The organism is Streptomyces tauricus (assembly GCF_014650955.1).
GTDB lineage: Bacteria > Actinomycetota > Actinomycetes > Streptomycetales > Streptomycetaceae > Streptomyces > Streptomyces tauricus.
On the sequence record NZ_BMVY01000035.1, the window covers coordinates 39,964 to 64,837 of the forward strand.

Annotated in this window: 21 protein-coding genes and 1 pseudogene; 9 read left to right on the forward strand and 13 right to left on the reverse strand. The window is 71.5% G+C overall.

The window, feature by feature from the left end:
• Window positions 1-93 precede the first annotated feature (93 nt).
• The 3 genes from IE278_RS34545 to chsH3 all read right to left on the reverse strand — a co-directional run bounded on the left by IE278_RS34545 (window position 94) and on the right by chsH3 (window position 3,099).
• Entirely contained in the window at window positions 94-1,068 is a 975-nt protein-coding gene (locus IE278_RS34545; protein WP_189778312.1) for a 3-oxoacyl-ACP reductase, read from the reverse strand.
• Window positions 1,069-1,078: 10 nt separating this feature from the next.
• Window positions 1,079-2,155: a Zn-dependent alcohol dehydrogenase gene (locus tag IE278_RS34550; protein ID WP_189778315.1), complete on the reverse strand. Its 1,077-nt coding sequence runs from the start codon at window positions 2,153-2,155 to the stop codon at window positions 1,079-1,081.
• Window positions 2,156-2,223: 68 nt separating this feature from the next.
• The gene (chsH3, locus tag IE278_RS34555; RefSeq protein ID WP_189778317.1) at window positions 2,224-3,099 is read right to left on the reverse strand and encodes an enoyl-CoA hydratase ChsH3; all 876 of its coding nucleotides are present in this window, start codon (window positions 3,097-3,099) and stop codon (window positions 2,224-2,226) included.
• A gap of 447 nt (window positions 3,100-3,546) precedes the next feature.
• On the opposite strand from chsH3, the pseudogene IE278_RS42570 reads away from it, so the two are divergent.
• Both IE278_RS42570 and IE278_RS34560 read left to right on the forward strand, forming a co-directional pair.
• Window positions 3,547-3,916, forward strand: a pseudogene (locus IE278_RS42570) (ATP-binding protein); the annotation flags it as partial.
• Window positions 3,917-4,020: 104 nt separating this feature from the next.
• Entirely contained in the window at window positions 4,021-4,653 is a 633-nt protein-coding gene (locus IE278_RS34560; protein WP_189778400.1) for a response regulator transcription factor, read from the forward strand.
• Window positions 4,654-4,979: 326 nt separating this feature from the next.
• On the opposite strand, the gene IE278_RS34565 is transcribed toward IE278_RS34560, so the two are convergent.
• Window positions 4,980-6,509, reverse strand: coding sequence for a DHA2 family efflux MFS transporter permease subunit (locus tag IE278_RS34565; RefSeq protein WP_189778319.1), 1,530 nt, complete (start codon window positions 6,507-6,509; stop codon window positions 4,980-4,982).
• Between the two features lie 120 nt (window positions 6,510-6,629).
• The gene (locus IE278_RS34570; protein WP_189778321.1) at window positions 6,630-7,886 is read right to left on the reverse strand and encodes a lipid-transfer protein; all 1,257 of its coding nucleotides are present in this window, start codon (window positions 7,884-7,886) and stop codon (window positions 6,630-6,632) included.
• 224 nt (window positions 7,887-8,110) lie between these two features.
• On the opposite strand from IE278_RS34570, the gene IE278_RS34575 reads away from it, so the two are divergent.
• The 5 genes from IE278_RS34575 to IE278_RS34595 all read left to right on the forward strand — a co-directional run bounded on the left by IE278_RS34575 (window position 8,111) and on the right by IE278_RS34595 (window position 14,205).
• Window positions 8,111-9,868: an MFS transporter gene (locus tag IE278_RS34575; RefSeq protein ID WP_189778323.1), complete on the forward strand. Its 1,758-nt coding sequence runs from the start codon at window positions 8,111-8,113 to the stop codon at window positions 9,866-9,868.
• Between the two features lie 493 nt (window positions 9,869-10,361).
• Window positions 10,362-11,006: a class I SAM-dependent methyltransferase gene (locus IE278_RS34580; protein WP_189778325.1), complete on the forward strand. Its 645-nt coding sequence runs from the start codon at window positions 10,362-10,364 to the stop codon at window positions 11,004-11,006.
• A gap of 61 nt (window positions 11,007-11,067) precedes the next feature.
• Window positions 11,068-12,045, forward strand: a complete 978-nt coding sequence (locus IE278_RS34585) for an N-acetylmuramoyl-L-alanine amidase (RefSeq protein WP_189778327.1) — start codon at window positions 11,068-11,070, stop codon at window positions 12,043-12,045.
• Window positions 12,046-12,203: 158 nt separating this feature from the next.
• Window positions 12,204-13,058, forward strand: a complete 855-nt coding sequence (locus IE278_RS34590; RefSeq protein WP_189778329.1) for a hypothetical protein — start codon at window positions 12,204-12,206, stop codon at window positions 13,056-13,058.
• 127 nt (window positions 13,059-13,185) lie between these two features.
• Window positions 13,186-14,205, forward strand: coding sequence for an LLM class F420-dependent oxidoreductase (locus tag IE278_RS34595; RefSeq protein WP_189778331.1), 1,020 nt, complete (start codon window positions 13,186-13,188; stop codon window positions 14,203-14,205).
• A 418-nt stretch (window positions 14,206-14,623) separates the two neighbouring features.
• Here IE278_RS34595 and IE278_RS34600 read toward each other — a convergent pair whose 3' ends face one another.
• From IE278_RS34600 to IE278_RS34610, 3 genes are read right to left on the reverse strand one after another with little or no spacing between them, the layout of a single operon-like run.
• A complete protein-coding gene (locus IE278_RS34600; RefSeq protein ID WP_189778333.1) occupies window positions 14,624-15,403 on the reverse strand; it encodes a hypothetical protein in 780 nt (259 codons plus the stop codon).
• On the reverse strand, window positions 15,390-16,973 hold the full coding sequence (locus tag IE278_RS34605) for a VWA domain-containing protein (protein ID WP_246571111.1): 1,584 nt from the start codon (window positions 16,971-16,973) through the stop codon (window positions 15,390-15,392). The genes IE278_RS34600 and IE278_RS34605 overlap by 14 nt, the downstream gene beginning before the upstream one ends.
• On the reverse strand, window positions 16,970-18,259 hold the full coding sequence (locus IE278_RS34610; RefSeq protein WP_246571115.1) for a hypothetical protein: 1,290 nt from the start codon (window positions 18,257-18,259) through the stop codon (window positions 16,970-16,972). The genes IE278_RS34605 and IE278_RS34610 overlap by 4 nt, the downstream gene beginning before the upstream one ends.
• Before the next feature lie 212 nt (window positions 18,260-18,471).
• Between IE278_RS34610 and IE278_RS34615 the strand changes: the two genes are divergently transcribed.
• Entirely contained in the window at window positions 18,472-18,762 is a 291-nt protein-coding gene (locus tag IE278_RS34615) for a hypothetical protein (protein ID WP_189778335.1), read from the forward strand.
• Between the two features lie 31 nt (window positions 18,763-18,793).
• On the opposite strand, the gene IE278_RS34620 is transcribed toward IE278_RS34615, so the two are convergent.
• The 3 genes from IE278_RS34620 to IE278_RS34630 are packed head-to-tail and all read right to left on the reverse strand — an operon-like array spanning window position 18,794 to window position 22,127.
• Complete coding sequence (locus tag IE278_RS34620; RefSeq protein WP_189778337.1) at window positions 18,794-19,864, reverse strand: glucosidase family protein; 1,071 nt, start codon at window positions 19,862-19,864, stop codon at window positions 18,794-18,796.
• The gene (locus tag IE278_RS34625; RefSeq protein ID WP_189778340.1) at window positions 19,861-20,631 is read right to left on the reverse strand and encodes a class I SAM-dependent methyltransferase; all 771 of its coding nucleotides are present in this window, start codon (window positions 20,629-20,631) and stop codon (window positions 19,861-19,863) included. Before IE278_RS34625 ends, IE278_RS34620 begins: the two co-directional genes overlap by 4 nt.
• Window positions 20,625-22,127 (reverse strand): glycosyltransferase family 4 protein, encoded by a 1,503-nt coding sequence (locus tag IE278_RS34630; protein WP_189778342.1) that lies wholly within the window; start codon window positions 22,125-22,127, stop codon window positions 20,625-20,627. Before IE278_RS34630 ends, IE278_RS34625 begins: the two co-directional genes overlap by 7 nt.
• Before the next feature lie 231 nt (window positions 22,128-22,358).
• On the opposite strand from IE278_RS34630, the gene IE278_RS34635 reads away from it, so the two are divergent.
• Window positions 22,359-23,006 carry a TetR family transcriptional regulator gene (locus IE278_RS34635; protein ID WP_189778344.1) on the forward strand — a complete coding sequence of 216 codons (648 nt, stop codon included), beginning with the start codon at window positions 22,359-22,361 and terminating at the stop codon, window positions 23,004-23,006.
• Between the two features lie 166 nt (window positions 23,007-23,172).
• Here the strand turns inward: IE278_RS34635 and IE278_RS34640 are convergent, their stop codons facing one another.
• Window positions 23,173-23,406, reverse strand: coding sequence for a ferredoxin (locus IE278_RS34640; RefSeq protein WP_189778345.1), 234 nt, complete (start codon window positions 23,404-23,406; stop codon window positions 23,173-23,175).
• Window position 23,407: 1 nt separating this feature from the next.
• Complete coding sequence (locus IE278_RS34645) at window positions 23,408-24,865, reverse strand: aldehyde dehydrogenase (RefSeq protein WP_189778348.1); 1,458 nt, start codon at window positions 24,863-24,865, stop codon at window positions 23,408-23,410.
• Window positions 24,866-24,874 lie beyond the last annotated feature (9 nt).

The following is a 24,874-nucleotide window of genomic DNA, read 5'->3' on the forward strand; positions in this document are numbered from 1 at the left end:
GGGCCGCGACACGACACGGCCCCGTCCGACACTCGTCGGGCGGGGCCGTTCCGCATGGGGGATCAGGATCGGAATCGGGATCGGGTCCGTGTCTCACTCGTGCTGCAACGCCAGTACCTCCGCCGCCGCGAACGTCTCCCTCCGTGGCCGGTCCGCGTAGTGCGGAGTGAGCAGCGCGTCCAGTTCGTCGTAGGTGAAGGCGTCCTGCTTGGTGTCGAACTTCGCCGCCACCCGCGGCCGTTCGACCACGGCGACCATCCCGCCGTGCACGACGAGCAACTGGCCGTTGACGTGCGCCGCGGCCGGCGAGGCCAAGTAGCCGACCAGCGGTGCGACATGCTCGGGGGCGAGCGGGTCGAGCCGCCCCTCGGCCTCCTGGCCCTCACCCCGGTCCTCTCCCTGACCCGGTTCCTGGAAGCCCGCGAACACGTCCGCCGTCATACGCGTACGGGCCCGCGGGCAGATCACGTTCGCCGTGACGCCGTACTTGGCCAGTGCCAGTGCCGTCGAGGTCGTCAGCCCGACGATCCCGCCCTTCGCGGCGGCGTAGTTGGGCTGTCCCGCGGAACCCGCGAGGAACGCCTCCGAGGACGTGTTCACGATCCGCCCGTACACCGGCGCGTCCGCCGCCTTGGACCGTGCCCGCCAGTGCGCGGAGGCGAAGTGGGTCGTGTTGAAGTGGCCCTTCAGATGGACGCGGATCACCGAGTCCCACTCGTCCTCGGACATGGAGAAGACCATCCGGTCCCGCAGGATGCCCGCGTTGTTGACGAGGATGTCCAACTGTCCGAACTCCGTGATCGCCAACTCCACGAGTTCCCGGGCCTGTTCGTGGTCGGACACGTCGCCGGTGTGCGCGAGCGCGCGGCCGCCCGCAGCTCGGATCTCCGCGGCGACCTCCTCGGCGGGTCCGGCCGACGCCTCGCCTGAGCCGTCCCGGCCGGGCTGTCCGTAGTCGTTGACGACGACGGCGGCCCCGAGCCGGGCGAGTTCCAGCGCCTCCGCCCGGCCGAGCCCGCGCCCGGCGCCCGTGACGACCGCGGCCCGTCCCTCAAGTGGCAGTGACATCGAAGTCCCTTCAGATCTCGATGCACGTACGCAGCGAAACACCCGTACGCATCTGGTCGAGCGCCTCGTTGATGTCGCCGAGAGGCACCCGGTGCGTGATCAGGCCCTCCAGGTCGATGCGCCCGGCGCGCCACAGCGCGATGGTCCGCTCGTAGGACCGCAGGACGTCCCCTCCGCCGTACATGGACGGCAGGATCCGCTTCTCGTCGAAGAACAGCTCGAACATGTTGAGCTGGAGGAAGTCGTCCATGGCGCCCGCGCCCACGACGACCAGGGTGCCGCCGCGGCGGGTGTTCTCGTACGCCGTGCGGGCGGTGGCGGAGCGGCCGACGACCTCGAAGACGTAGTCGAAGCCCTCGCCCGCGGTCACCGACTGCTTGGCGTCGGGGAGTTCGTCGGGCGAGACGGCCTTGGTGGCGCCGAACCGCAGCGCGGCCTCGCGGCGCGAGAGCACGGGGTCGACGGCGACGATCTCCGCGGCGCCACGGAGCCTGGCGCCCTGGATCGCGGAGACCCCGACGCCTCCGCAGCCGATGACGGCGACCGACGAACCGGCCTCCACATCGGCGGTGTTGAGGGCGGCGCCGAGTCCCGTGGTGACCCCGCAGCCGATGAGGGCGGCGATGTCGAAGGGCACGTCGTCCGGGATCGGCACGGCGCAGCCCGCGTCGACGACGACCTCTTCCGTGAAGGTCCCGGTGCCCGCGAAGCCGAACACATCGCCGCCGGGGCGCTTGAAGTTGGCGGTGCCGGCGTTCATGAACCCGGCGAGACACAGCTCGGTCTGGCCGCGTTTGCAGGCGGGACACGCGCCGCACGCGGGCAGCCAGCAGACGACGACCCGGTCCCCGGCCTTGGCGTTGGTGACGCCCTCGCCGACCTCCAGGACCTCGCCCGCTCCCTCGTGCCCGGGGATGAACGGCGCGGGCTGCGGCAGCACCCCGGCCATCGCCGAGAGGTCCGAGTGGCACAGGCCGGTGGCCCGCACCCGGATCCGTACCCGGCCCGGTCCGAAGCCCGTCGCCTCGACGTCGTCGAATACCTCCAGCTTGTCCTGGCCGATCTCCTGCAGTACGGCTGCGCGCATGGTGCGGCTCCCCTCGGAAACGTACGTACGACACTCAGGTGTGCTCGGCACCCAGGCGTGTTCGGCACTCAGGTGTGTTCGACGACGGTGTCGGTGAGGACCGGCGCGTCGTCGCGTTCGGCCGCGACCGCCGTCACCCGGACCCGGCCGTCCTCCTCCCACATGCGGATGCGCAGGGTCTCGCCCGGGTACACCACCCCGGCGAAGCGCGTGGCGAAGGAGCGGACCCGGGCGACATCGCCGCCGAGCACGGTGTCCACGACCGCCTTCAGCGTCATCCCGTACGTGCACAGCCCGTGCAGGATCGGCCGGTCGAAGCCGGCCAGCTTGGCGAACTCGGGGTCGGCGTGCAGCGGGTTCCAGTCGCCGGAGAGCCGGTACAGGAGCGCCTGGTCCTCGCGGATCGGGCGTTCGACCGTCCGGTCCGGCGCGCCTGTCGGCGGTTCGGGGCGGGTGGAGGGGCCCCGGTCGCCGCCGAAACCGCCTTCGCCGCGTACGAAGATCTGGGCGTCGTTGGTCCACAGCGGCCCGGCCGCGTCGACGACCTCGGTGCGTACGACGAGGACGGCGGCCTTGCCCTTGTCGTACACGGCGGCGATCCGGGCGGTGGCGACCGCCTCGCCCGCGACCGGGATCGGCCGGTGCAGCGTGACGGTCTGGCCGCCGTGCAGGACGTGGGCGAGGTTGACGTCGACGCCCGGCATGGAGAGTCCGCTGATCACGCCCGGGGAGCCCGCGCCCGCGACGGTCGCGAAGCTCGGCAGGACGTGCAGTCTGGACTCCAGGGTGTAGCGCAGTTCGTCGGGGTCGGTCGCGGGGGTGTCCCGGTCGGGGTTCGCACCGGCGCCGAGGCCGAGGTGGTAGAGCTGGACGTCCTTGTGATCCCAGGCGATCCCGGCGGACCGGGGCTCGGCCGCGAGTGCCTGGGCAACGTCGATGGGCATGGGGCTCCTGACTGCCGCACGGAAAACACCGGAGGACAAGGACGAGGGGAGGGCGAGGGCGGGTACGGACGGGTATGAGCGGGTACGGACGGGTACGGGAAGACCCCGGCGCGGCCGTCCGCACCGTCGGCCGCACCGAGGTCGACTCTGGGCCGGGAACCCGGAACCCGCCTGTTCTAGAACGCGTTCCAGTACCGGCGATCCCCTGTATAGCCGAGCCCCGGGCACATGTGAAGACTCCTGACGCCATGTCAGATGATGGCGGGGTGCGCGCCCACCCTGGCCCCGGCGGTGACATTTGTCCTGCCCGAGTCCGTACACGCACATCTGCCGCGCCCCGCCGCCGCTCGTAGCGTCGTACCCATGACGAAGACAGGGACGGGTGCAGTACGGACATGGGTGCGGGGGCGGCTGTCTCCCTCGCCGGGGTGGTGAAAGCCTTCGGCGCGGTGCGGGCCGTGGACGGTGTCCGCGCGGGCCGAGGCGTTGCTGGGGTGGGTCGTGCGGGAGGCCGTCACCAATGCCGTGCGGCACAGTGGCGCTCGCCGCTGTTCGATCACGGTGGACGGGGGTCGGAACGGGTTCGGGTGCGGGTCTCGGACGACGGCGCGGGGGTGTCCGGCGGGCGGTCGTCGGTCGTGCGGCCGTCGTCCGTTCTGCCGGGTGTCGGTGGGACCGGGGTGAGTTGAAGGGGCTGACCGAGCGGCTCGCGGCGGCGGGAGGTTCGTTGGAGGCGGGGCCGGGGGCGCGGGGTGGGTTCGTGGTGACGGCAGAGCTTCCGGGGGAGGTGGTGGGGGTGGGGGTGGCTGCGGTGTGAGGGGGTGGGGGTGTGTGCGCCGTTCCCCGCGTCCCTTAAGACGGGTGGGTCGTCGTGGACAGGTGTGTCGTTTCGGGGCGGCCTAGAGTTGGGGTGTGAACGAGATGCCTCAGGATCATCGGCCTGCCAAGTCCATTCGTGTGCTGCTCGCCGAGGATCAGGGGATGATGCGGGGCGCGTTGGCCCTGCTCCTCGGTCTTGAGGCGGACATCGAGGTGGTGGCGCAGGTCGGGACGGGCGACGCCATCGTGGGGGCGGCCCTGGAGTCCCGGCCCGATGTCGCCCTGCTGGACATCGAACTGCCCGGCATCAGCGGTCTCGACGCCGCCACGCTGCTGCGGGACGAGGCGCCCGACTGCCGGGTGCTGATCCTCACCACCTTCGGCCGGCCCGGTTATCTGCGGCGGGCCATGGAGGCGGGCGCGGCGGGGTTTCTCGTCAAGGACGGGCCCGTGGAGGAGTTGGCGCGGGCGATCCGTCGAGTGCTGACCGGGGAGACTGTGATCGATCCGGCGCTCGCGGCGGCCGCGTTGGGGGCCGGGCCCAATCCGCTCACTGCTCGTGAGTGCGATGTGCTGAAGGCGTCTGTGGATGGTGCGACGGTTGCGGACATCGCGTCCAAGCTGAGTCTTTCCGAGTCGACTGTTCGCAACTACCTCAGCTCGGCGATCGGTAAGACGGCGACCCGTAATCGCATGGAGGCCATGCGGGAGGCTCGGCACCAGGGGTGGTTGTAGGCCTTTCGCGGGCCCGCGTGGGCGCGGCGGGGCGTCAGGCGTTGTCGGCTGCGGTCCGTCGGTGCTGGTCGCGCCGATCCCCGCGCCCCTTAGAGCGGCGGGTGGGTCTACGGCTGCGGGCCCGTCGTGGCGGAGTGCGCAGTTCCCCGCGCCCCTAAAGACGGGCCGGTCTACGGTTGCGGGCCCGTCGTAGCTGACTGCGCAGTTCCCCGCGCCCCCCCAAAAGCGGGCCGGTTGACGGCTGCACGCCCGTCGCCGCGGAGTGCGCCGTTCCCCGCGCCCCCAAGAAGCGGCGCTGCCGCAGGGGTGCCCCTTTGGGGGCGTGGTCAATGTCGCGCCCCAACCCCCCGCGGCAGCCACACCCACATCAGCACCGCCCCGCCGAGCAGCACCCCGCACCCCGTGCGGAAGACCAGCGCGTACCCCTCGGTGAGCGCCACAGGCGATCCCTCTCCCCCGTTCCCACTTCCGGTCCGCGCCGCGGCGATCGTGGCCATCACGGAGAGACCGAGCGAACCCCCCATCGTGCGCGAGGTGTTCACCAGCCCGGAGACCAGCCCCGCGTCCCCCGGCCCCGTCCCCGACGTGGCCAGCGCGGCGAGCGGCGTCGTGGCGAGCCCGGCCCCGAGCATCATGAGGACGCCGGGGAACATGACGTCGGTGAGGTACGCCCCCTCGGCGCCCATCCGGGACTGCCACCCGAACCCCACCGCCGCCACCAGTACCCCGAGCACCGCGACCTTGCGCGCCCCGATCACCGGCATGAACCTGGGCGCCGCCTTCGAGCCCAGGATCACCGCGAGCGAGCTGGGCACGAGCGCGAGTCCGGCTTCCAGGGGCGAGTAGCCGAGCACGTTCTGCGCGTACAGCGTCATGAAGAACCACATGCAGAACATCGCCGAACCGCACAGGAACATCGACACGTTCGCCGAGGAGACCGACCTCAGCCGGAACAGCTTCAGCGGCATCAGCGGCGCCTTCGTGCGTGCCTCGACGAGCAGGAAGAGTCCGATCAGTGCGGCCCCGGCGGCCAGCGGGACCAGTGTCGCGGCCGACGCCCACCCCTCGGCCTCGGTCTGCACGATCCCGTACGCGAGGGTCGCGAGGCCCGATGTCACCAGTACGGCACCCGGCAGGTCGAGCCGCCTGCTGCCGCCGACCCGGCTCTCGGCGAGCCAGAACAGTGCGCCGGCCAGCACCACCGCACCGACCGGCACGTTGATCAGCAGGACCCAGCGCCAGTTCAGCGCGTCGACGAGGAGTCCGCCGACGAGCCCGCCCGCCGCGCCGCCGCCTCCGCCGACCGCGGTCCAGGTCGCTATGGCACGGGCGCGCGGGGGCCCTTCCGGGACGGCCGAGGTCAGGATCGTCAGTGTGGAGGGGGCGAGTACGGCCGCGCCAAGACCCTGTACAGCCCGCGCCGCCAGCAACTGCCACTCCGCCTGCGCGAGTCCGCCCGCCAGCGAGGCCAGCGTGAACAGGGCCAGCCCGACCAGGAACATCCGCTTGCGCCCGAACAAGTCGCCCGCCCGGCCGCCGAGCAGCATGAAGCCGGCAAAGGCGATCGTGTACGCGTTGACGACCCATTGGAGTCCCGGCGCGCTCAGTCCCAGGTCGGCCCGCATCGACGGCAGCGCCACGTTGACGACCGACACGTCGAGGACGACGAGGAACTGGCCCGCGCAGGCCAGCGCTACCACCACCCAGGTGGGCGGCGCGGGACGACGGGACGCGGGTATCCCCTCGGACGCGGACGCGGACGCAGGTGCAGGCACGGCCGCGGCTTCGGCTGCGGAGGCGGATTCGGAGGCGGAGGCGGATTCGGAGGCGGATTCGGAGGCTCTGGGCGGAGGCATAGGAGTCATGGTCGCAGCGGCCCACTGCCCCGTACATCAGAATTTCGCCGCACGGCCGATCCACCGCAGGACCTAGGTCGGTCGTGTCCGCGAAGTCCCGCCGCAGGTCCGGGTGCCCAGTCAGGCGGCGGCGTGCCTGAGGAGTGTCACCACCGCCGCTCCCCCGAGCCCGATGTTGTGCGCGAGCCCCACCCGGGCGCCGGCCACCTGCCGTGCCCCCGCCTCACCCCGCAGCTGCCAGGTCAGCTCGGCGATCTGCGCGATACCGGTGGCCCCCAGCGGATGCCCCTTCGAGATGAGCCCTCCCGAGGGGTTCACGACCCACCGGCCGCCGTACGTCGTGGCGCCCGACTCGACGAGTTCGCCGGACTCCCCGGGCTCGCACATGCCGAGCGCCTCGTAGGTCAGCAGTTCGTTGACGGAGAAGCAGTCGTGCAGTTCCACGACGTCGACGTCCTCGATGCCGAGCCCGGCGCTGTCGTACACCTGCCGGGCGGCGGCCCGTGACATCGGCTGCCCGACGACGTCGACGCACGACCCGGAGGCGAACGACTCCTCCGTGTCCGTGGTCATCGCCTGCGCGACGATCTCCACGGCCCGCTCCCCCAGCCCGTGCCGCTCGACGAAACGCTCCGACACGACGACGGCGGCCGCCGCCCCGTCCGAGGTGGGCGAGCACTGGAGTTTGGTCAGCGGGGAGTGCACGGTCCGCGCGGCGAGGATCTCGTCGAGCGAGTACTCGTCCTGGAACTGGGCGTACGGATTGTTCACCGAGTGCCGGTGGTTCTTGGCGCCCACGGCCGCGAGCTGCGCCTGCGTGGTGCCGTACTTCTCCATGTGCTCGCGCGCCGCGTTCCCGAAGATCTGGGCGGTGGGCGGTGTCATCTCGAAGCCGTGCCGGGCCGCCATGACGGCGTAATGGCGAGCGACCGGTGACGTCTTGAAGTCACCGCCGTCGGACCCGCCGCCCAAAGCCCCGCGCGTCATCTTCTCGAAGCCCAGCGCCAGTACGCAGTCGCTCGCGCCGCCCTCGACGAACTGCCGCGCGAGCATCAGCGCGGTGGCGCCGGTCGCGCAGTTGTTGTTGACGTTGTAGACGGGCACACCGCTGAGGCCGAGTTCGTACGCGGCCCGCTGTCCGGCCGTGGAGGCCTGGAAGCAGTACCCGACGGGGACCTGCTCCACCGCGTCGTACGGGATCCCGGCGTCGGTGAGGGCGCCGGTGCCCGCCTCCCGTGCCATGTCCCAGTACTGCCAGTCGCGCGTCTCCGGCTTCTCGAACCTGGTCATGCCCACACCGACGACGTACGCCTTCGTGTTCGTCGCAGGTCTCGCCCTCGTGCTCGCCTTCGTGCTCGCCTTTGCCTTCGTGCTCATGGCTCGCTCTCCCACGGTCCACGGTCCACGGTCCGGTAGGGCGGGAGACTAGAACACGTTCCATTCCTAGGGAAGGTCCGGGACGTCCGGGAGGAGGCGGACGTAGGGGTGGATGCAATGAGAAGGTCAAGAATTCGTTAGCGGCCCGAAGCAACGGAATAGTTGCCTGGGCGCACGGGGTTCACCCTGCGCCTACCCCTCTCATGCCTCTGGAGGCCGCACGAATGACCCGGACAACGACGGACCCGCGCACCCGAAGGCCGAGCGGCAGCGGAATCGTCCCGGTACTGGCCTTCGCGGGCATCGTTGTCGCGGTGATGCAGACCCTGCTCGTGCCGGTCATCAAGGACCTGCCGGAGCTGCTGGGCACCTCCCCCGGCAACGCCACCTGGGTCATGACCTCGACCCTGCTCGCGGGCGCCGTGTCCACGCCGATCATGGGCCGCCTCGGTGACCTCTACGGCAAGCGGCGCATGCTGATAGCCAGCCTCGCTGTCATGGTCGTGGGCTCGCTCGTCGCCGGGTTCACCAGCGAACTGCTCGTGATGATCGTCGGCCGCGCCCTCCAGGGCTTCGCGATGGGCGCCATCCCGCTCGGCATCGGTCTGATGCGCGACGGGCTGCCGCGGGAGAAGCTCGGCTCGGCGATGGCCCTGATGAGCTCCTCGATCGGCGTCGGCGGCGGACTCGCGCTGCCGGTCGCGGCGCTGGTGGCGCAGCACGCCGACTGGCACGCGCTGTTCTTCGGCTCGGCGGGCCTCGGCGTCCTCTCGATCGTGCTCACCCTGGTCTTCGTACCCGAGTCGCCGATGCGTGCCGTGGGCACCTTCGACATCCTGGGCGCACTCGGACTCTCCGCCGGTCTTGTCCTCTTCCTCCTGCCGATCACCAAGGGCAGCGACTGGGGCTGGACGTCCGGCACGACGCTCGGCCTGTTCGGCGCGGCGGTGGCCGTCCTCCTGCTGTGGGGTGTGATGGAGCTGCGCGTGAAGGCTCCGCTGGTCGACCTGCGCACCACGGCCCGCCCGGCCGTCCTCTTCACGAACCTCGCCTCGATCATGGTCGGGGTCGCCTTCTACGCCGTCTCCCTCGTCCTGCCACAGCTGCTCCAGCTGCCCGCGTCGACCGGTTACGGCCTCGGCCAGTCCATGGTCGTGGCGGGTCTGTGCGTGGCGCCCCTCGGGCTGACGATGATGTTCACGGCGCCGGTGTACGCCCGTATCTCCGCCAAGTACGGCCCCAAGGTCACCCTGATGATCGGCATGCTGATCATCGCGGTCGGGTACGGTGCCGGGCTCGGCCTGATGAGTGCCGCCTGGCAGACCATCGTGATCGCGGTGGTGCTGGGCGCGGGTATCGGACTCGCTTACTCCTCGCTGCCCGCGCTGATCATCGGCGCGGTGCCGGCGTCGGAGACGGGTGCGGCGAACGGGCTCAACACGTTGATGCGTTCGATCGGTACGTCCGTGTCGAGCGCCGTGATCGGGATGGTGCTGGCGAACACCGCGGACCAGGTGGGTGGGGTCGCCGTTCCCACGATGCACGGGTTCCGAGTGTCGTTCATGATCGCTACGGGTGCGGTGCTGCTGGGGCTGGTGTTCGCGGCGTTCCTGCCGGGGCGGCGGGCGGCGGCCGATCCGGCGAAGCCGCATCTCGTCGCTTCCAGCGAGGACCCGATACCGATGCCGATGTCTGCGCTCGACACGAACCCGGGCGGGTTCCGTGGGCGTGTCCTCACCTCCGACGGTGCGCCGGTCGCGCGGGCCAAGGTCACGCTGATCGACCGGCGAGGGCGGCAGGCGGGGGCGACGCTGTCCTCCGCGGACGGCGGGTACGCGCTCGCCGTGCCGGCGGAGGGGGCGTACGTCCTTGCCGTCACGGCGGGTGGGCATGGGCCGCTGGCCTCCGGGGCGAGTCACCCCGGTGGGGAGCGGTCGGTCGAGGTGGACCTCGCGCTTCCGGGCGCGACGGTATTGGCGTAGCGCGCCGCCGCCCGGGCACGCGCCCGGCCACGACGCCCCGGCGGGCAGCCCGAAGGGCGCCCGTCAGGGGCGCGGGGAACTGCGCGGCCAGCCACAGCAGACCCGCACCCGTATGCCCCGGCTGGGCAGCCCGAAGGGCGCCCTTAAGGGGCGCGGGGAACTGCGCGCTCAGCAACGACTGACCCGCAGAAGGATCCGACGCTCGCCCGCAGGGGGCAGACGGCCGGCTGCGGGCCCGTCGTGGTTGGCCGCGCAGTTCCCCGCGCCCCTAGGGGCCGGGAGCTGACGTACGTCGTCAGGTGCGGGCACCTCAGGGCTGGGCGCGCCGTTCCCCGCGCCCCTGGAAGCCGGGGGCTGGCGTGCGTCGTCAGGTGCGGGCACCTCGGGGCTGGGCGCGTGGTTCCCCGCGTCCCTGTACGTGGGGCCCCGTGGGGCGCCCGCGGTCGGGTGGGGGAGCATGGCCGGACACGTACGTCCGACCTGGAGGGACTCCATGGCACCCGCGTCCGAAGTGCTCGCCGCGTTCGAGGGGGCGAAGGGGTTCATGCCCGTGGGGGAAGGGCTCGCCCTGTACGAGGCCGCCGTCGAGGCGGGACGGCTCGGGCTGCCGCTGCTGGAGGTCGGCACGTACTGCGGGCGGTCGACGATCCTGCTCGCCGACGCCGCGCGCACGGCCGGTGTCACGGCGATCACCGTCGACCACCACCGCGGCAGCGAGGAGCAGCAGCCCGGCTGGGAGTACCACGACCCCGCCACGGTCGACCCGGAGCTGGGCCGCATGGACACCCTGCCGACCTTCCGCCGTACGCTCCACCGGGCCGGCCTGGAGGACCACGTGGTCGCGGTCGTCGGCCGATCCCCGCAGATCGCCGCCTTCTGGAACTCCCCCCTCGGACTCGTCTTCATCGACGGCGGCCACACCGACGAGCACGCGAGCGGCGACTACGAGGGCTGGGCGCCCCATGTGGCCGAGGGCGGACTGCTGCTCATCCATGACGTGTTCCCGGATCCGGTGGACGAGTTCACGGGGCAGGCGCCGTACCGCGTGTACCTGCGGGCGCTGGAGTCCGGCGCGTTCACGGAGGTCTCGGCGACGGACTCGCTGCGGGTGCTGCGGCGCACCGGCGAGGGGATCTGAGGGAGCCACCTGGCCCCCTCCTGCCCCGCACACCGACCGGCCGACCCGTAAGGTGTTGGCCGTGTCATACGTAGGCCCGGACTTCGAACCCCCACGCCCCCCGCGCCACCCCCTGCGCGGACCCCTGATCGTCGCCGTCGGTGCGCTCGTACCGGGAGCCCTGGTCGGCTGGCTGGTGTGGCAGGCGGTGGGCGACTCCGACGAGGGCAGGGACGGATCGGCGGCCGCACAGACCTCGGCGTCGGCGTCCGCGCCCTCGTCCGTATTGCCCGCCCCTTCCGACGACGGCAAGGAGCAGACCGGCGGCGGCGCCGGCCAGTCGGGCGGCGGCGAAGAGCCCGGCTCCTCCGCCCCCGCCGGGTCCGGGTCCCTCCAGGGCAAGGTCGTCGTCATCGACCCCGGGCACAACCCCGGCAACTTCCGGCACCCGTCCGACATCAACCGCAAGGTGAACATCGGTACGAACTGGAAGGAGTGCGACACGACGGGTACGTCGACCAACGCCGGTTACACGGAAGCCGAGTTCACCCTCGACGTCTCGCACCGGCTGCGCACGATCCTCAAGAAGGCGGGCGCCACGGTGAAGTTCACCCAGGACGGCGACCGGGCGTGGGGCCCCTGCGTGGACGAGCGGGCCGAGATCGGCAACAAGGCCGAGGCGGACGCCGTCGTGTCGATCCACGCGGACGGCTCGGCGGCCGGCAACCGCGGCTTCCATGTGATCCTGCCCGGCTCGGTGCACTCCGGCGCCGCCGACACCCGCCCCATCGTGGCCTCGTCCCGCGACCTCGGCGAACGCGTCGCCGGCGGTTTCCTGCGCACCACCGGCGGCCCGCCCTCCAACTACATCGGTGACGGCACCGGCCTCGATGTGCGCACGGACCTCGGCGGTCTCAATCTGTCAACGGTTCCGAAGGTGTTCATCGAGTGCGGCAACATGCGCGACACCAAGGACGTCTCGCGGCTGACCAGCGGGGCCTGGCGGCAGAAGGCGGCGCAGGGAATCTCTGAGGGAATCGTGAGTTTCCTGCGCGGGTAGCGATCAGAGGGGACATCCGGGCGGACACCCTTGTAGGGCGGGCGATAGTGTCGTCCCTACGATAAGGGGCCACCCCTGCGCCTCGCACCACGGCCCGACGACGACGTGGTGCCGGCGACGCCTCTACCGATGACGAGACGACCGACGAAGGACCTGAAGTGAATATCCGCTCCCTCACTAGGGGCGACGGCGTGGTGATCGGAGCAGCGGTTCTGCTGCTGATCGCGTCGTTCCTCGACATCTACTCGATCGACGGGGCCCCCGACAGCGCCGACATCCCGAACGCCTGGGGCAGTGGCCCGGTCCTCCTGAGCGTCACCCTGGCCGGCATCATCGGCGCCGCGCTGATCGTCGTCGCCCGCGGTCTGCCGCAGGCGCCGAAGGTCGCCGGTCTCGACCTCGGCCCGTTCGGTGTCGCCTTCACCGTGTTCGCCGCGTGGAGCGCCCTCGGGAACATCTTCGACCCGGCCGGCGGCTTCGACAACAACGGCGGAAGCGACGCCATCGGCAGTGGCACCGGCCTCATCCTCAGCTTCATCGCCACCCTGGTACTCGCCGGTGCCGCGATCGCCACCCCACTGGTCCCCGCGCTCAAGGGCGCGCTCCTGCCGCCGCCGAAGCCGGCCGCGCCGCAGCCCTACGGCGGTCAGCCGCAGGGTGGTTACGGCTACCCGGGCGCCCAGCAGCCCGGCCCGTCCTTCGGCGGTCAGCCCGGTCAGCCGCAGCAGGGCCAGCCGTTCGGCGGCCAGCCCGGCCAGCCGCAGCCGCAGCAGCCCCAGCAGGCGCACGCTCCGCAGGCGCAGCAGCCCGCCGGGGACTTCGCCCCGTTCTGGTTCGCGGTGCCGGTGGCCCGTCCGCTGTTCGCGGAGGACGGTTCGCCCACGCCGATCGCCGAACTGGCGCCGGGTACGTGGTACTTGGCCGTCGAGCAGCGCGGTCCGAGCCTGGTGGCCCAGACGCAGGACGGCCGCCGCGGTGTACTGCAGGACACGTCCGGGATCCAGCGCGGCTGACCCCGTCGCCGCCGGTCCGTCACGGCCCCCCGCCCAGGGTGCTCCTCGGAGCCCTTCCGGGCGGGGGGCCGTTCCCGTACAGTCGGCCCGGCCCGGATGGCATCTGACGTACCGTCAGGAGTGGTGTATGCGGCTCGGACTCGCCCTCGGTTACTGGGGCCGCGGCCCCTCGGCGGACCATGTGCCCCTCGCGCGGGAGGCGGAACGGCTCGGCTACGACTCGGTGTGGACCGCCGAGTCCTGGGGCTCCGACGCCTTCACCCCGCTGACCTGGATCGCTGCGCAGACCTCAAGGATCAAGCTGGGTACGGCGGTTGCCCAGATGGCGGCCCGCTCCCCCACCACGACGGCGATGCACGCGCTGACGCTCGACCATCTCTCGGGCGGGCGCGTGATGCTCGGCCTCGGGCTGTCCGGGCCGCAGGTCGTCGAGGGGTGGTACGGGCGCCCGTTCCCGAAGTCACCGCTGACGGCCACCCGGGAGTACGTCGACGTCGTACGGCAGGTGCTGCGGCGCGAGGGTCCGGTCGAACTGGACGGCCGCTTCCACCCGCACCCGTACCGGGGCGACGACGGCACGGGACTCGGCAAGGCCCTCAAGCCCATCACGCACCCGCTCCGGCCCGAACTGCCCGTCCTCCTGGGGGCCGAGGGGCCGAAGAACATCGCCCAGACCACGCGGATCGCCGACGGCTGGCTGCCGTTGTACTGGTCGCCCATGCGGACCGAGGTGTACGAGGCTTCCCTCGGCGCGGCTCCCGAGGGGTTCCTCGTCGCTCCGATGGCCCGGGCGAAGGTCTGCGACGACGTCGCCGAGGGGTTGTTGCCCGTGAAGGCGATGCTCGGCTTCTACATCGGCGGGATGGGGCACGCGGCGCGCAACTTCCATGCCGATCTGATGGGGCGGATGGGGTTCGGGGAGGAGGCCCGGCGGATTCAGGAGCTGTTTCTGGCGGGGCGGCGGGAGGAGGCGGTGCGGGCCGTGCCGGATGCGTTCGCGGATGAGATCTCCTTGGTCGGGCCGCGTGAACGGATCGCCGAGCGGCTGGAGTTGTGGCGCAAGGGTCCGGTGACGGACCTGCTGCTCCTGTCCCCGGACCGACACACGCTCCGCACACTGGCCGCCCTGAACGGACAGCTGCGCTGAGCTGGTCGGGGCGGGCAGTCGAGGTCACCCGCGCAGTTCCCCGCGCCCCTGGAAGCCGAGGGCTGACGTGCGTTATCAGGTGCGGGCACGCCGAGGTTGCCCGCGCCGTTCCCCGCGCCCCTAAAGACCCGGAGTCGACGTACATCGTCAGGTGCGGGCACGCCGAGGCTGGCCGCGCAGTTCCCCGCGCCCCTGGAAGGCGGGGGCCTGCCCCTTAGGGGCGCGGGGAACGGCGCGGGCAACCACGACTCACCCGCACCTGGCCTCCGAGCGGTACCCCCAACTCCCTAGGGGCGCGGGGAACTGCGCAGCCAACCACAGCTCACGCCCACCCGACCCCCGAGCGCAACCCCCACCCCCCAGGGGCGCGGGGAACTGCGCAGCCGGCCCCCGCTCGCCCGCACGGGCAATGCATCGGTCAGCGGAAAATCGCTATCGCTTCCAGCGTGACCTCTCGGGTGTCGGGGTGCCAGCCTGTCATCTTGCCCAGGCAGCGCGCCTGGAACGAGACGTTGTTGAAGCGTTCGTTGCGCAGACCGCCCGCCGCGCACGTGACGCGGACGTGCGCGGGCCGCTCGGGGTCGTCGCCGTAGGGAGCGCGCAGCACGATCTCCTGCGCCGACCCGGCGTCCGTCTCCGGCTCCACCAGGAAGCGCCCCCTCAGCGAGACGAACTCCTCGATGTCGCTGAGCGCGACCCCGCCGAGGCCGGCCCCCGGGCCGAGGGACTCGGCGAGGGCGCGGTTCGGGATCACGTCCCCGGTGCGCAGGTCCGCGTGGACGATGACATCGGCCCGCTCGAACGCGTCCAGCAGCATCCCGATGACGGAGATCGGCTCACTCTTGGCCACGTAGCTGCTGAACTTCTCCTGCGTGACATCCCGGTTGGCCTTGACGGTCCACGGCAACAGCCTGCCCCACAGCCCCACGCTGGTGTTGACGTTGGTGCGGTGTTCGACGGCCTGTTCCAGCGCCGCGCTGTAGTTGCCGATCCGGTAGAGGTCCATCACCGCCTTCTCGTCGAGGTAGAAGCAGACGCTGTACGCGGACCGCTGCCCCACGCTCCGCCGCCCGCGCCGGCGTTCGCGCACGTGCCGCACCAGTACGGCGCCGAGCGTCACCAGGCCGGCGGCGGTGACGAGCCACACCGTCATCCACGGCCACCACACACCCCACCACTGCGCGTCAACGACAGCCACGGATCTCCTTGAATGCCTCGGAAAGGGAAGAGCCCCGCGCGTCCGCGTCCACCATGCGCCCGCCCGTCCTCGCGGCGGCGCGACGAAGGGCCACGGCGTCCGCCTCCCCGAAGTGCACGGGGTAGGTGTGGACCGCGGTCCGGGTCCCGGCGGACCGCGCCTCGTAACGGCGTACGAACTCCTCGTACGCGATGCCCGCGTTGTTCTCGCCGTCGGTCATCAGCACGATGGACACGGACCGTTCGGGTTCGGCGGCCACCGCGGCGGACGCCGTGCGGTAGCCGTGGTCGAGCGCGGTCCAGACGGCGGTCGCGTCGCCGTAGCCGCCGCGCGCGACGACGTCGGCGAGGGTGCGGAGGTCCCGCCGCCCCCGGACGGTGACGGTCCGCTCCTCCAGGACGTGCCCGCCGAACCGTACGACGGTCAGCCGCTCACCCTGGTAGAAGCGGGCGAAGGCGCCCGTCGCCGAGGCGTCCGCGCCGCTGAGGTCGGCGAAGGCCTTGCGCAGCTCCGCCATGCGTGCGCCGCGCATCGAGCCGGAGAAGTCGAGCAGGAAGACGACCTGGTCGGCGACGCGGCGCCGGGGGTCGCCGTAGTCGTCGAGGAGGCGTTCCAGGACGCCCGGCCGGTCGGGGAAGAAGAGCGCGTTGCCGAGGGGTGCGCGCAGCGGCCCCTCGCGCGCGACCGACGGGTTCACCGGGCGCCGCTGTGCCGTCCGCATGATCTTCCGCTGTACGGAGTCCTGCCGGAGCCACGCCACGACCTTGTCGTAGGCGGCCCGCCGGTCCGGGTCGAGGAGGAGCAGCGGGAAGTCGGCGAGGACCGTGCCGTCCTTGGGGCGCACGATCTCCAGTTTCTCCTTGAGCCGGCCGCCGGAGTTGAGGGCGAGGAGGTCGGACTCGTAGGTGATGAGCGCGTTCGCGGTGCCGGGACGGTCGGTGAAGTCGTCGAGCAGGTCGCGGGTGGAGGCGGCGGTGATCCGCTGCCCGGAGCGGAAGCCTCGCAGCCGGTCGCAGGAGACGTCGGCCTCGCGCAGGGCCCCGCCGGTGCCGGCCGCCGCGGTGGCGACGCCGACGAGTGCGGCGAGGCCGGTCCCGGTCTGCCGGGGGTCGGCCATGCCGAAGCGTACGGTCCCGGTGGCGGCGGCGTCGGCGAGGTCGGCCCAACTCAACTCGTCGCCGGGGGACTTGGCGTGGAGTGCGCGTGCCGCGTCCGGGCGCAGGCCCACCACGACCGGCGAGAGCATGGTCGGGGTGCGCAGCAGCCCCCGGGCGGCGTCCTTGTGGCGCAGTTGGAAGGAGCGGTCGGTGGAGAGCCAGGCGGCCTCGTGGCGGCCACCGTCCTTTCCGGCGGCGGCCAGCGCCTCGCCGGTGTCGGCGTCGGCCTGGTAGTCCATCTCCAGCTCGACCCCGGTCTCGGACCGCAACTCGTCGAGCAGTGGCTCCAGTACGGCGAGGTCGGGACCGGCGAGGACGCGCAGGGTGGTCGGGTCCTCGTCGTCGCCCGAGCAGGCGGCGGTGGTCATGGCCAGGGTGAGGCACAGGGTCAGCGCGCCGAGGCGGCCCCTCACTTGGCGCCCTTCTGCGGGGGCGGGCACTCGCCGACGGCCTGGATCATGCGTTCCAGGAGGGACAGGCGCGGCAGGACGGCCTTGGTGTCGTCGGCCGAGGTGACCGGCACCTGGATGTCGCGCTCCGTCAGGAAGGCCGCCAGCTGGTCACTGGTGGAGCCACTGGTGGCGTCCCGGACGCGGAAGCCCAACTCCATGGCCTTGTGCTGGAGTTCGGGGTTCTTCGTGACCAGTTCGCCGAGCCGTTCGCCGTCCTTGGTGAGGGCGACGAGCTGGGGTTCGGTGACGAACCGGGTCGAGGGGTAGAGCAGGACGCGGCCGTGGTCCGGCGTGCCGTGCGTGGCCTCGTAGCGGATCTGGTGGGCCAGGAACTGGTGCTCGTAGATCACCGAGATCGGCGCGATGCTCTTGCCGTCCACGGACAGATAGGTCTCGGCTCGTTCGGAGCCCGGCAGGCCCTGTTCGATGAGCAGTTCCTTGATGTCCCGGGCGTATCTGTCGGCGTCCTTGGCGTTGCCGGGGGCATCGTTGCCGTGCCAGACGAAGGAGACGAGGCCGAGGTAGGTGCCGCCGGAGTTGGAGTCGCAGACGTCGGAGGTCTGGGCGAGGATTTTGTTGCCGTTGTGGACGCCGTGCTTCTTGATGCCGAGGTCGTCCCAGCGTTTGCCCTGCTTGGTCTGCTGCAGGAACTTGCCCATGTCGAGCCTGTAGTACAGCGGCTCGGAGGAGTCACCGGCGGTACCGGCCGACTGCGGCTCGGCGATGCCCGCTTCGTCCAGCGTCTCGGCGTACTCACGGTAGGTGGCGAGGACGATGGGGCTGACGAAGGGCCGGTAGGTGAGTGCCGGGTCTCCGGCCTTCGCGCGTTCGCGGGTGATCAGGTCCGCGGCGGGCTGTCCGGAGGGGAACACGACGTCGTACCCAGCGGCGTCCTGTGTCGCGATGTCCCGGGAGCCCATGCTCGTGATGTGCACCCGGAAGCCGTGCTTCATGAGGATGCGCCGGACCTCGGGATTCTCGAAGAAGTCCCGCTTGGAGGCCATCTTCGCCTCGATGGTGACGATCCGGTCGAGCGGCAGCGTCAGCCGGCCCGAGGCCAGGAGCAGGACGAGGCCGACGACGGGGACGGGCAGTGCGAGGGCCAGCGTGCGGCGCAGCCGGCTCCGGACGGGTCCGCCGACCGCGAGCCGGGGCTCCTCCCCGGGGGCGCCGGCGGGGGGATCGGGCCGGGCGGCTCCGGCACCTCCCGTTGCCCCCGCAGGTCTCGCCGGCCTCGCGGATCTCATGGACCTGACGGATCTGGCGGACCTGGCGGGTCTTTCGGCTCTGTTCGCGGGCACCGGCGTCTCCCCCTACTGTGGGGCTGGATCGTCGGCGACCGTACTTACCTCCGAACCACCACACGGCGAACGGCAGTTGAGATCCAGAGTAAGGGCTGACGAACCATCACGCCGAAAACCCGAGGTTTCATACGGGATTCAAGGGCTACCCGCATGACATGTCCTCTCGATATCGCAACGGTTCCCATTCAGCCGGCCGCGTAGTCGCCATCGTTGCCGACATCATGGCCTTCATCCTCGGCCTGTGGATCCTGATGTACCTACTGGACGCCAACCAGGGCAACTCGTTCGTCCAGTTCATCCACGACTGCGCACGCTGGCTCGCCGGCTGGTCGCACGACCTGTTCACGTTCGACGAGCAGTGGGCACGGGTCGTCGCGGGCTACGGTCTCGCAGCCGTCGTCTACCTCTTCGTCGGGCACGCGATCGCCAACCGCGTACGCAGCTGACCCACCCCTGGTCGCTTCGCGGCCCTCGCCCCTACTGACAGCAGTCGGGGTCCAGTCCGAACGGCAGGCGGTCGCCGCCGAAGACCGCGCAGGTCGCCTCGTCACCGCCCAGTGCGGCCACGGCGAGGAGCAGGGAGCCCGCCGTCCACGAGGTGAGTTCCTCCGGCCAGATCGCCCGTGAGTCGAAGACGTACCCCGTCCAGTACAGGCCCGTCGCCGGGTCGCGCAGGTGCTGGATGGACTGCAGTATCTCCAGGGCACGGTCGGACTCGCCCACGGCCCACAGGGCCAGGGCGAGTTCGGCCGATTCGCCGCCCGTCACCCACGGGTTGGGCACCACGCAGCGCACGCCGAGATCCGGGACCACGAACCGGTCCCAGTCCCGCTCGATGCGCTCCTTCGCCTCGTCGCCCGTCAGCGCGCCGCCCAGCACCGGGTAGTACCAGTCCATCGAGTAGCGGTCCTTGTCGAGGAACCGCTCGGGGTGCCTGCGGATCGCGTGGCGCAGCGCGCCCACCGCCAACTCCCAGTCGGGCTGCGGCTCTTCGCGCTCCTCGGCGATGGCGAGCGCGCAGCGCAGCGCGTGGTGGACGGACGAACTCCCGGTCAGCAGCGCGTCCTCGACGGCCGTGCCGTCGTCCTCGCGCTTCCAGCCGATCTGGCCGCCCGGCCGCTGCAGTGCCAGCACGAACTCCACCGCGGCGAACACGGTGGGCCACATGCGGTCCAGGAAGGTGTCGTCGCCGGTCGCCTGGTAGTGGTGCCACACACCGACGGCGATGTACGCGCAGAAGTTGGTCTCGCGCCCGCGGTCGGTGACGTCGGCCGCGTCCCCGTCCGCGTAGGCCGCGTACCAGGAGCCGTCCTCGTTCTGGTGGCGGGCCAGCCACTCGTACGCGTGGGCGGCGGCCTCGTGCTCGCCGGCCGCGTCCAGGGCCATGGCGGCCTCGGTGTGGTCCCACGGGTCGAGGTGGTGACCGCGGAACCAGGGGATGGCACCGTCCGCGCGCTGCACGGCCAGGATGCCCCGGACGGTCTGCGCGGCCTCTTCCGCGGTGAGCACTCCTGTCAGGACGAGGTGCTCGGTGCGCGGAGTCGTCACGAAGCGTCCGCGGGCGCCGTGCCGGCCGTCGCCGCGGCGACGGCACCTGCGGGCAGGTGCGGCTTGGTCGCGTACGCCACGAAGCTCTTGCCGATCAGCGGGTTGAGCGCCTGCTCGGCGACCCGGGTCGCGAGCGGCTTCTTCATGATGTCCCAGACGAGGAGCTTGTGGTACGCCCGGACCGGCAGCGCCTTGTCGTTGTCGACGCCGAACGCGCACTTGAGCCACCAGTAGGGGCTGTGCAGCGCGTGGGCGTGGTGCGTGCCGTACGGCCGCAGGCCCGCCTCACGGATCTTGCCGAGCAGTTCGTCCGCCTTGTAGATGCGGATGTGGCCGCCCTCGACCTCGTGGTAGGCGTCCGACAGCGACCAGCAGACCTTCTCGGGCCCGTAGCGCGGAACGGTGATCGCTATCCGGCCGCCGGGCCTGAGCACGCGGACCATCTCGGCGAGTACGCCCTTGTCGTCCGGGATGTGCTCCATCACCTCGGAGATGATGACGACGTCGAAGGACTCGTCGGGGAAGGGCAGCCGCAGCGCGTCGCCCTCCATCGCGGTGGCGGTGGCGCCCTCCGGTGCCTCGCCCGCCTCCTTCATCGCGGCGAACCACTTGGCGACCTCGCGGATCTCCTCGCCGTTCTGGTCCAGCGCGACGACCTGGGCGCCGCGCCGGTAGCACTCGAAGGCGTGGCGTCCGGCCCCGCATCCGAGATCCAGCACTCGGTCCCCCGGGGCGAGCGGGAACCGGGAGAAGTCGACGGTCAGCACGTGGTCCTGCTTTCGCGGTGAGGGGTGTCCACGGGGGCGGCGGGGGCCGCCGTGTTCATGGGGGTGGTGGGCGCCGCGGGCCCGGGGGTGACGGAGGCCGGGTCCGTCTCCCGGGTGGGGGTGGAGCGGCCGGGACGCGGGGAGGCGGGGCGGGCCGCGGCACGGCGCCTGGCCTTGTCCGTGGCGCGGCCGGCGTCGGCGATCGCCTCGCGGTAGCGGGCCACCGTGCCCTCGGCGGCGCGGGCCCAGGTGAACTTCTCCAGGACGCGCGCGCGTCCGGCCGCGCCGAGGCGTTCACGCAGGCCGGGGTCGCCCAGCAGCCTGCTCAGGCCGGCGGCCAGCGCTCCCGCGTCGCCGGGCGGGACGGCCAGGCAGGTCTCGCCGTCGGGGCCCGCGACCTCGGGGATGGCTCCGCCGGTGGTGGCCACCAGGGGCGTACCGGTGGCCATCGCCTCGGCGGCGGGCAGCGAGAACCCCTCGTACAGGGAGGGCACGCAGGCGACCTCGGCGGACCGGACCAGGTCGACGAGTTCCGCGTCCGAGATGCCCTTCACGAACTGGACGGCGTCCTCCAGCCCGTACCGCTCGATGAGCTGGGCGACCGGCCCGTCCTCGGCGCGCCTGCCGACGACCACGAGGTGGGCGGCGGGGTGCTCGGTACGGACCTTGGCGAGCGCCTCGACGAGGAAGACGAGGCCCTTGAGGGGGACGTCCGCGCTGGAGGTGGTGACGATCCGGCCCGGCACCTTCGGCACGGACGGATCGGGCGAGAAGAGATCGGCGTCGGCGCCGATGTGCACCACGTGGATGCGCTCGTCGCGTACGCCGAGGTGGTCGACGATCTCCTGGCGGGACGTGCCGGAGACGGTGAGCACCGACTGCAGGCGGCGCGCGACACGCTTCTGCATGCGCGTGAACGCGTACCAGCGGCGGACGGACATCCGTTTGCGGCGGCTCCCGGCGGCGTCCAGCTCCAACTGCCGGTCCACGGTGATGGGATGGTGGATGGTGGTGACCAGCGGCGCGCCCACATCCCCCAACAGCCCGTACCCCAGCGTCTGGTTGTCGTGCACGACGTCGAAGTCGCCGCGCCGGGCCCGCAGATGGCGGCGGGCACGCAGCGAGAACGTCAGCGGCTCAGGGAAGCCCCCGGTCCACATCGTGCCGACCTCGACGGCGTCGATCCAGTCACGGAACTCGTCACGCTTCGGGGTGCGGAAGGGGTCGGGCGAGCGGTACAGGTCGAGACTGGGCAGCTCGGTGAGGGAGAGCCCGTCCAGGTCCTCGCCCTCGTCGAGCACCGGGTAGGGCTGCGAGCCGATCACCTCGACGTGGTGGCCCAGCCGGGCCAGCTCGCGCGAGAGGTGACGTACGTAGACACCCTGACCGCCGCAGAACGGGTTCCCCTTATAGGTGAGGAGCGCGATGCGCAGCGGTCGGTCGGCGTCGGCGGCCGAGCCCTCGTGGAGGCCTGCCTCCATGGCCTCATGGGTCACTCTCGGCCCCCTTCTTCCAGCACGTTCCCGCGAGATTACTTCGGGACGGTAATCTAGAACAAGTTTCAGACTTGATCGTTCAGGGAGCACTGAATCTACCGGCAGGTAGCCCTCCTGTGAGCGGTGGATCGGGTGATTCACGCCACGGCGGGACCTCTACTCTGCTGTCACCCGACCCGCCCCCGCCAGCACCACCGCCCTCTGTTGTACGAACGTCACGGAACGGGATCCATGCCTGCGGAAGCCAAGACTGCGGCGAAGGCCGCGCAGCCGCCCGTACGGGCGGCGCAGCCGGTCACTCCCCCGCTCACCGAGCGCCAGGAGGCGCGACGACGGCGGATCCTGCACGCGAGCGCGCAGCTGGCGAGCCGGGGCGGCTTCGACGCGGTGCAGATGCGCGAGGTCGCGGAGTCGTCCCAGGTGGCCCTGGGCACGCTCTACCGCTACTTCCCGTCGAAGGTGCATCTGCTGGTCGCGACCATGCAGGACCAGCTGGCCCATATGCACGGCACGCTCCGCAAGAAACCGCCGTCGGGCGACACGGCGGCGGAGCGGGTCGCGGAGACGCTGATGCGCGCCTTCCGCGCGCTGCAGCGCGAGCCGCATCTCGCGGACGCGATGGTGCGGGCGCTCACGTTCGCCGACCGCAGCGTCAGTCCGGAGGTCGACCAGGTCTCCCGCCAGACGACGGTGATCATCCTCGACGCGATGGGCCTCGACGACCCGACCCCCGCCCAGCTCTCCGCCGTCCGCGTGATCGAGCACACCTGGCACTCGGCCCTGATCACCTGGCTCTCGGGCCGAGCGTCGATCGCGCAAGTCAAAATCGACATAGAAACGGTCTGCCGCCTGATCGACCTGACGACAAACCCCGAGTAGCCCTCGGTCTTCCGGCTTTCAGACCCACGGGGGAAGGCGCGACCAACCCCCGTCTTCAAGGGGCGCGGGGAACGGCGCGAGCAACCCCGACGCGCCCGCACCCGACACCCCGCCTCCGCACCGGGCTTTCGCCCTTCAGGGGCGCGGGGAACGGCGCGACCAACCCTCACTCCTCCGGAGGAAACACCACCTCCCCGCTCCCCACCAGCGCGATCATGATCGCCTCCACAGGACACCCCTCCGCCGCCTCAAGAATCTCCTCCCCGGCGTCCATCTCAGGCTCCGTCGGATGGGACTGCATCGCGGAGTCGAGCCGAAAGCCCGCCGGGGCGACATGCGTGCACTGCGCGGACCCGATGCACAGCGACCGGTCCACCTCGACCCGCCAGCGGTCGCCCACCTCAGCCCTCCCACCCGGCCGGCAGGTGGATCATCTTGTGCTCCAGGTACTCCCCGTACCCCTCGGGCCCGAACTCCCGCCCCAGCCCGGAGTTCTTGTAGCCGCCGAACGGACCGAGCATGTCGAGACTGAACGTGTTCACGGAGTACGTACCGGTACGCACCTGCCGGGCCACCTCCACACCCCGCGCCACGTCCCCCGTCCACACGCTCCCGCTCAGCCCGTACTCGGAGTCGTTCGCGATCTTCACCGCCTCCGCCTCGTCCCCGTAGGGGAGCAGGCAGATCACCGGCCCGAAGATCTCCTCGCGGGCGATCCGCATGGAGTTGTCGACGTCACCGAAGAGCGTCGGCTCGACGTACCAGCCGCGGTCGAGCCCGGCCGGCCGCCCCCCACCGGTGAGGATCTTGGCGCCCTCCTCCTGCCCGATGCGGATGTAGTCGAGGTTGCGCTGCTGCTGTCGCCGCGCGACCAGCGGGCCGACCTGGGTCGCGGGATCCAGCGGGTCGCCGACCACCAGCGCGTTCGCCGCCGCCGCGAACGCCTCCGCGAACTCGTCGTAGCGCGAGCGCGGCAGCAGGATGCGGGTCTGGGCGACACACGCCTGGCCGTTGTTCATCCACGCCGCCGAGACGATGCCCGGCACGGAGGTGTCGATGTCCGCGTCCGGCAGGACCACGGCCGCCGACTTCCCGCCCAGTTCCAGGGTCACACGGGTGAGGTTGCGCGAGGCGACCTCCATGACACGGCGGCCCGCCCCGACCGACCCCGTGAAGGAGACCTTGTCGATCCGGGGATGCCCGACGAGGTACTCGCTCACCTCGCGGTCCGCCGGCAGGATCGACAGGACCCCCTCCGGCAGCCCGGCCTCCTTCGTGATCTCGCCGAGTATGTACGCGTCCAGCGGCGACTCGGGCGACGGCTTGAGGACGACCGTGCAGCCGGTCAGCAGGGCGGGCGCGAGCTTGGCCGCCGCCACGAACTGCGGCACGTTCCACGGGACGACGGCGGCGACGACCCCGACCGGCTCACGCCGTACGAGGATCCTCCCGAGCACTCCGTCGCGCGTCTCCTCGTACGTGAAGTCCCGGGCGACCGTGATCGCCGCGTCCCACACCATCATCGCGCCCAGCGCCTGCGCGAGGACGCTCCAGGAGTACGGGGAGCCGTTCTCGGAGGAGATGACCCGGGCGATCTCCTCGTGCCGTACGGCGATCGCGTCCTTGATCCGGGTGACCACCTCGATGCGCTCGTCGAGGGACATCCGCGGCCAGGGCCCCTCGTCGAAGGCGGTGCGCGCCGCCGCGACGGCCCGGTCGACGTCCTCACGCGAGGCGTGCGGCACCCGGCCGATGACCTCCTCGGTGTGCGGGGAGACCACCTCGATGACGTCCCTGCCGCTGGGAGCGGTCAGCTCGCCGCCGATGAACAGCTGTGCGTGTTCCACGAGTTCGGTCATGACCGACTG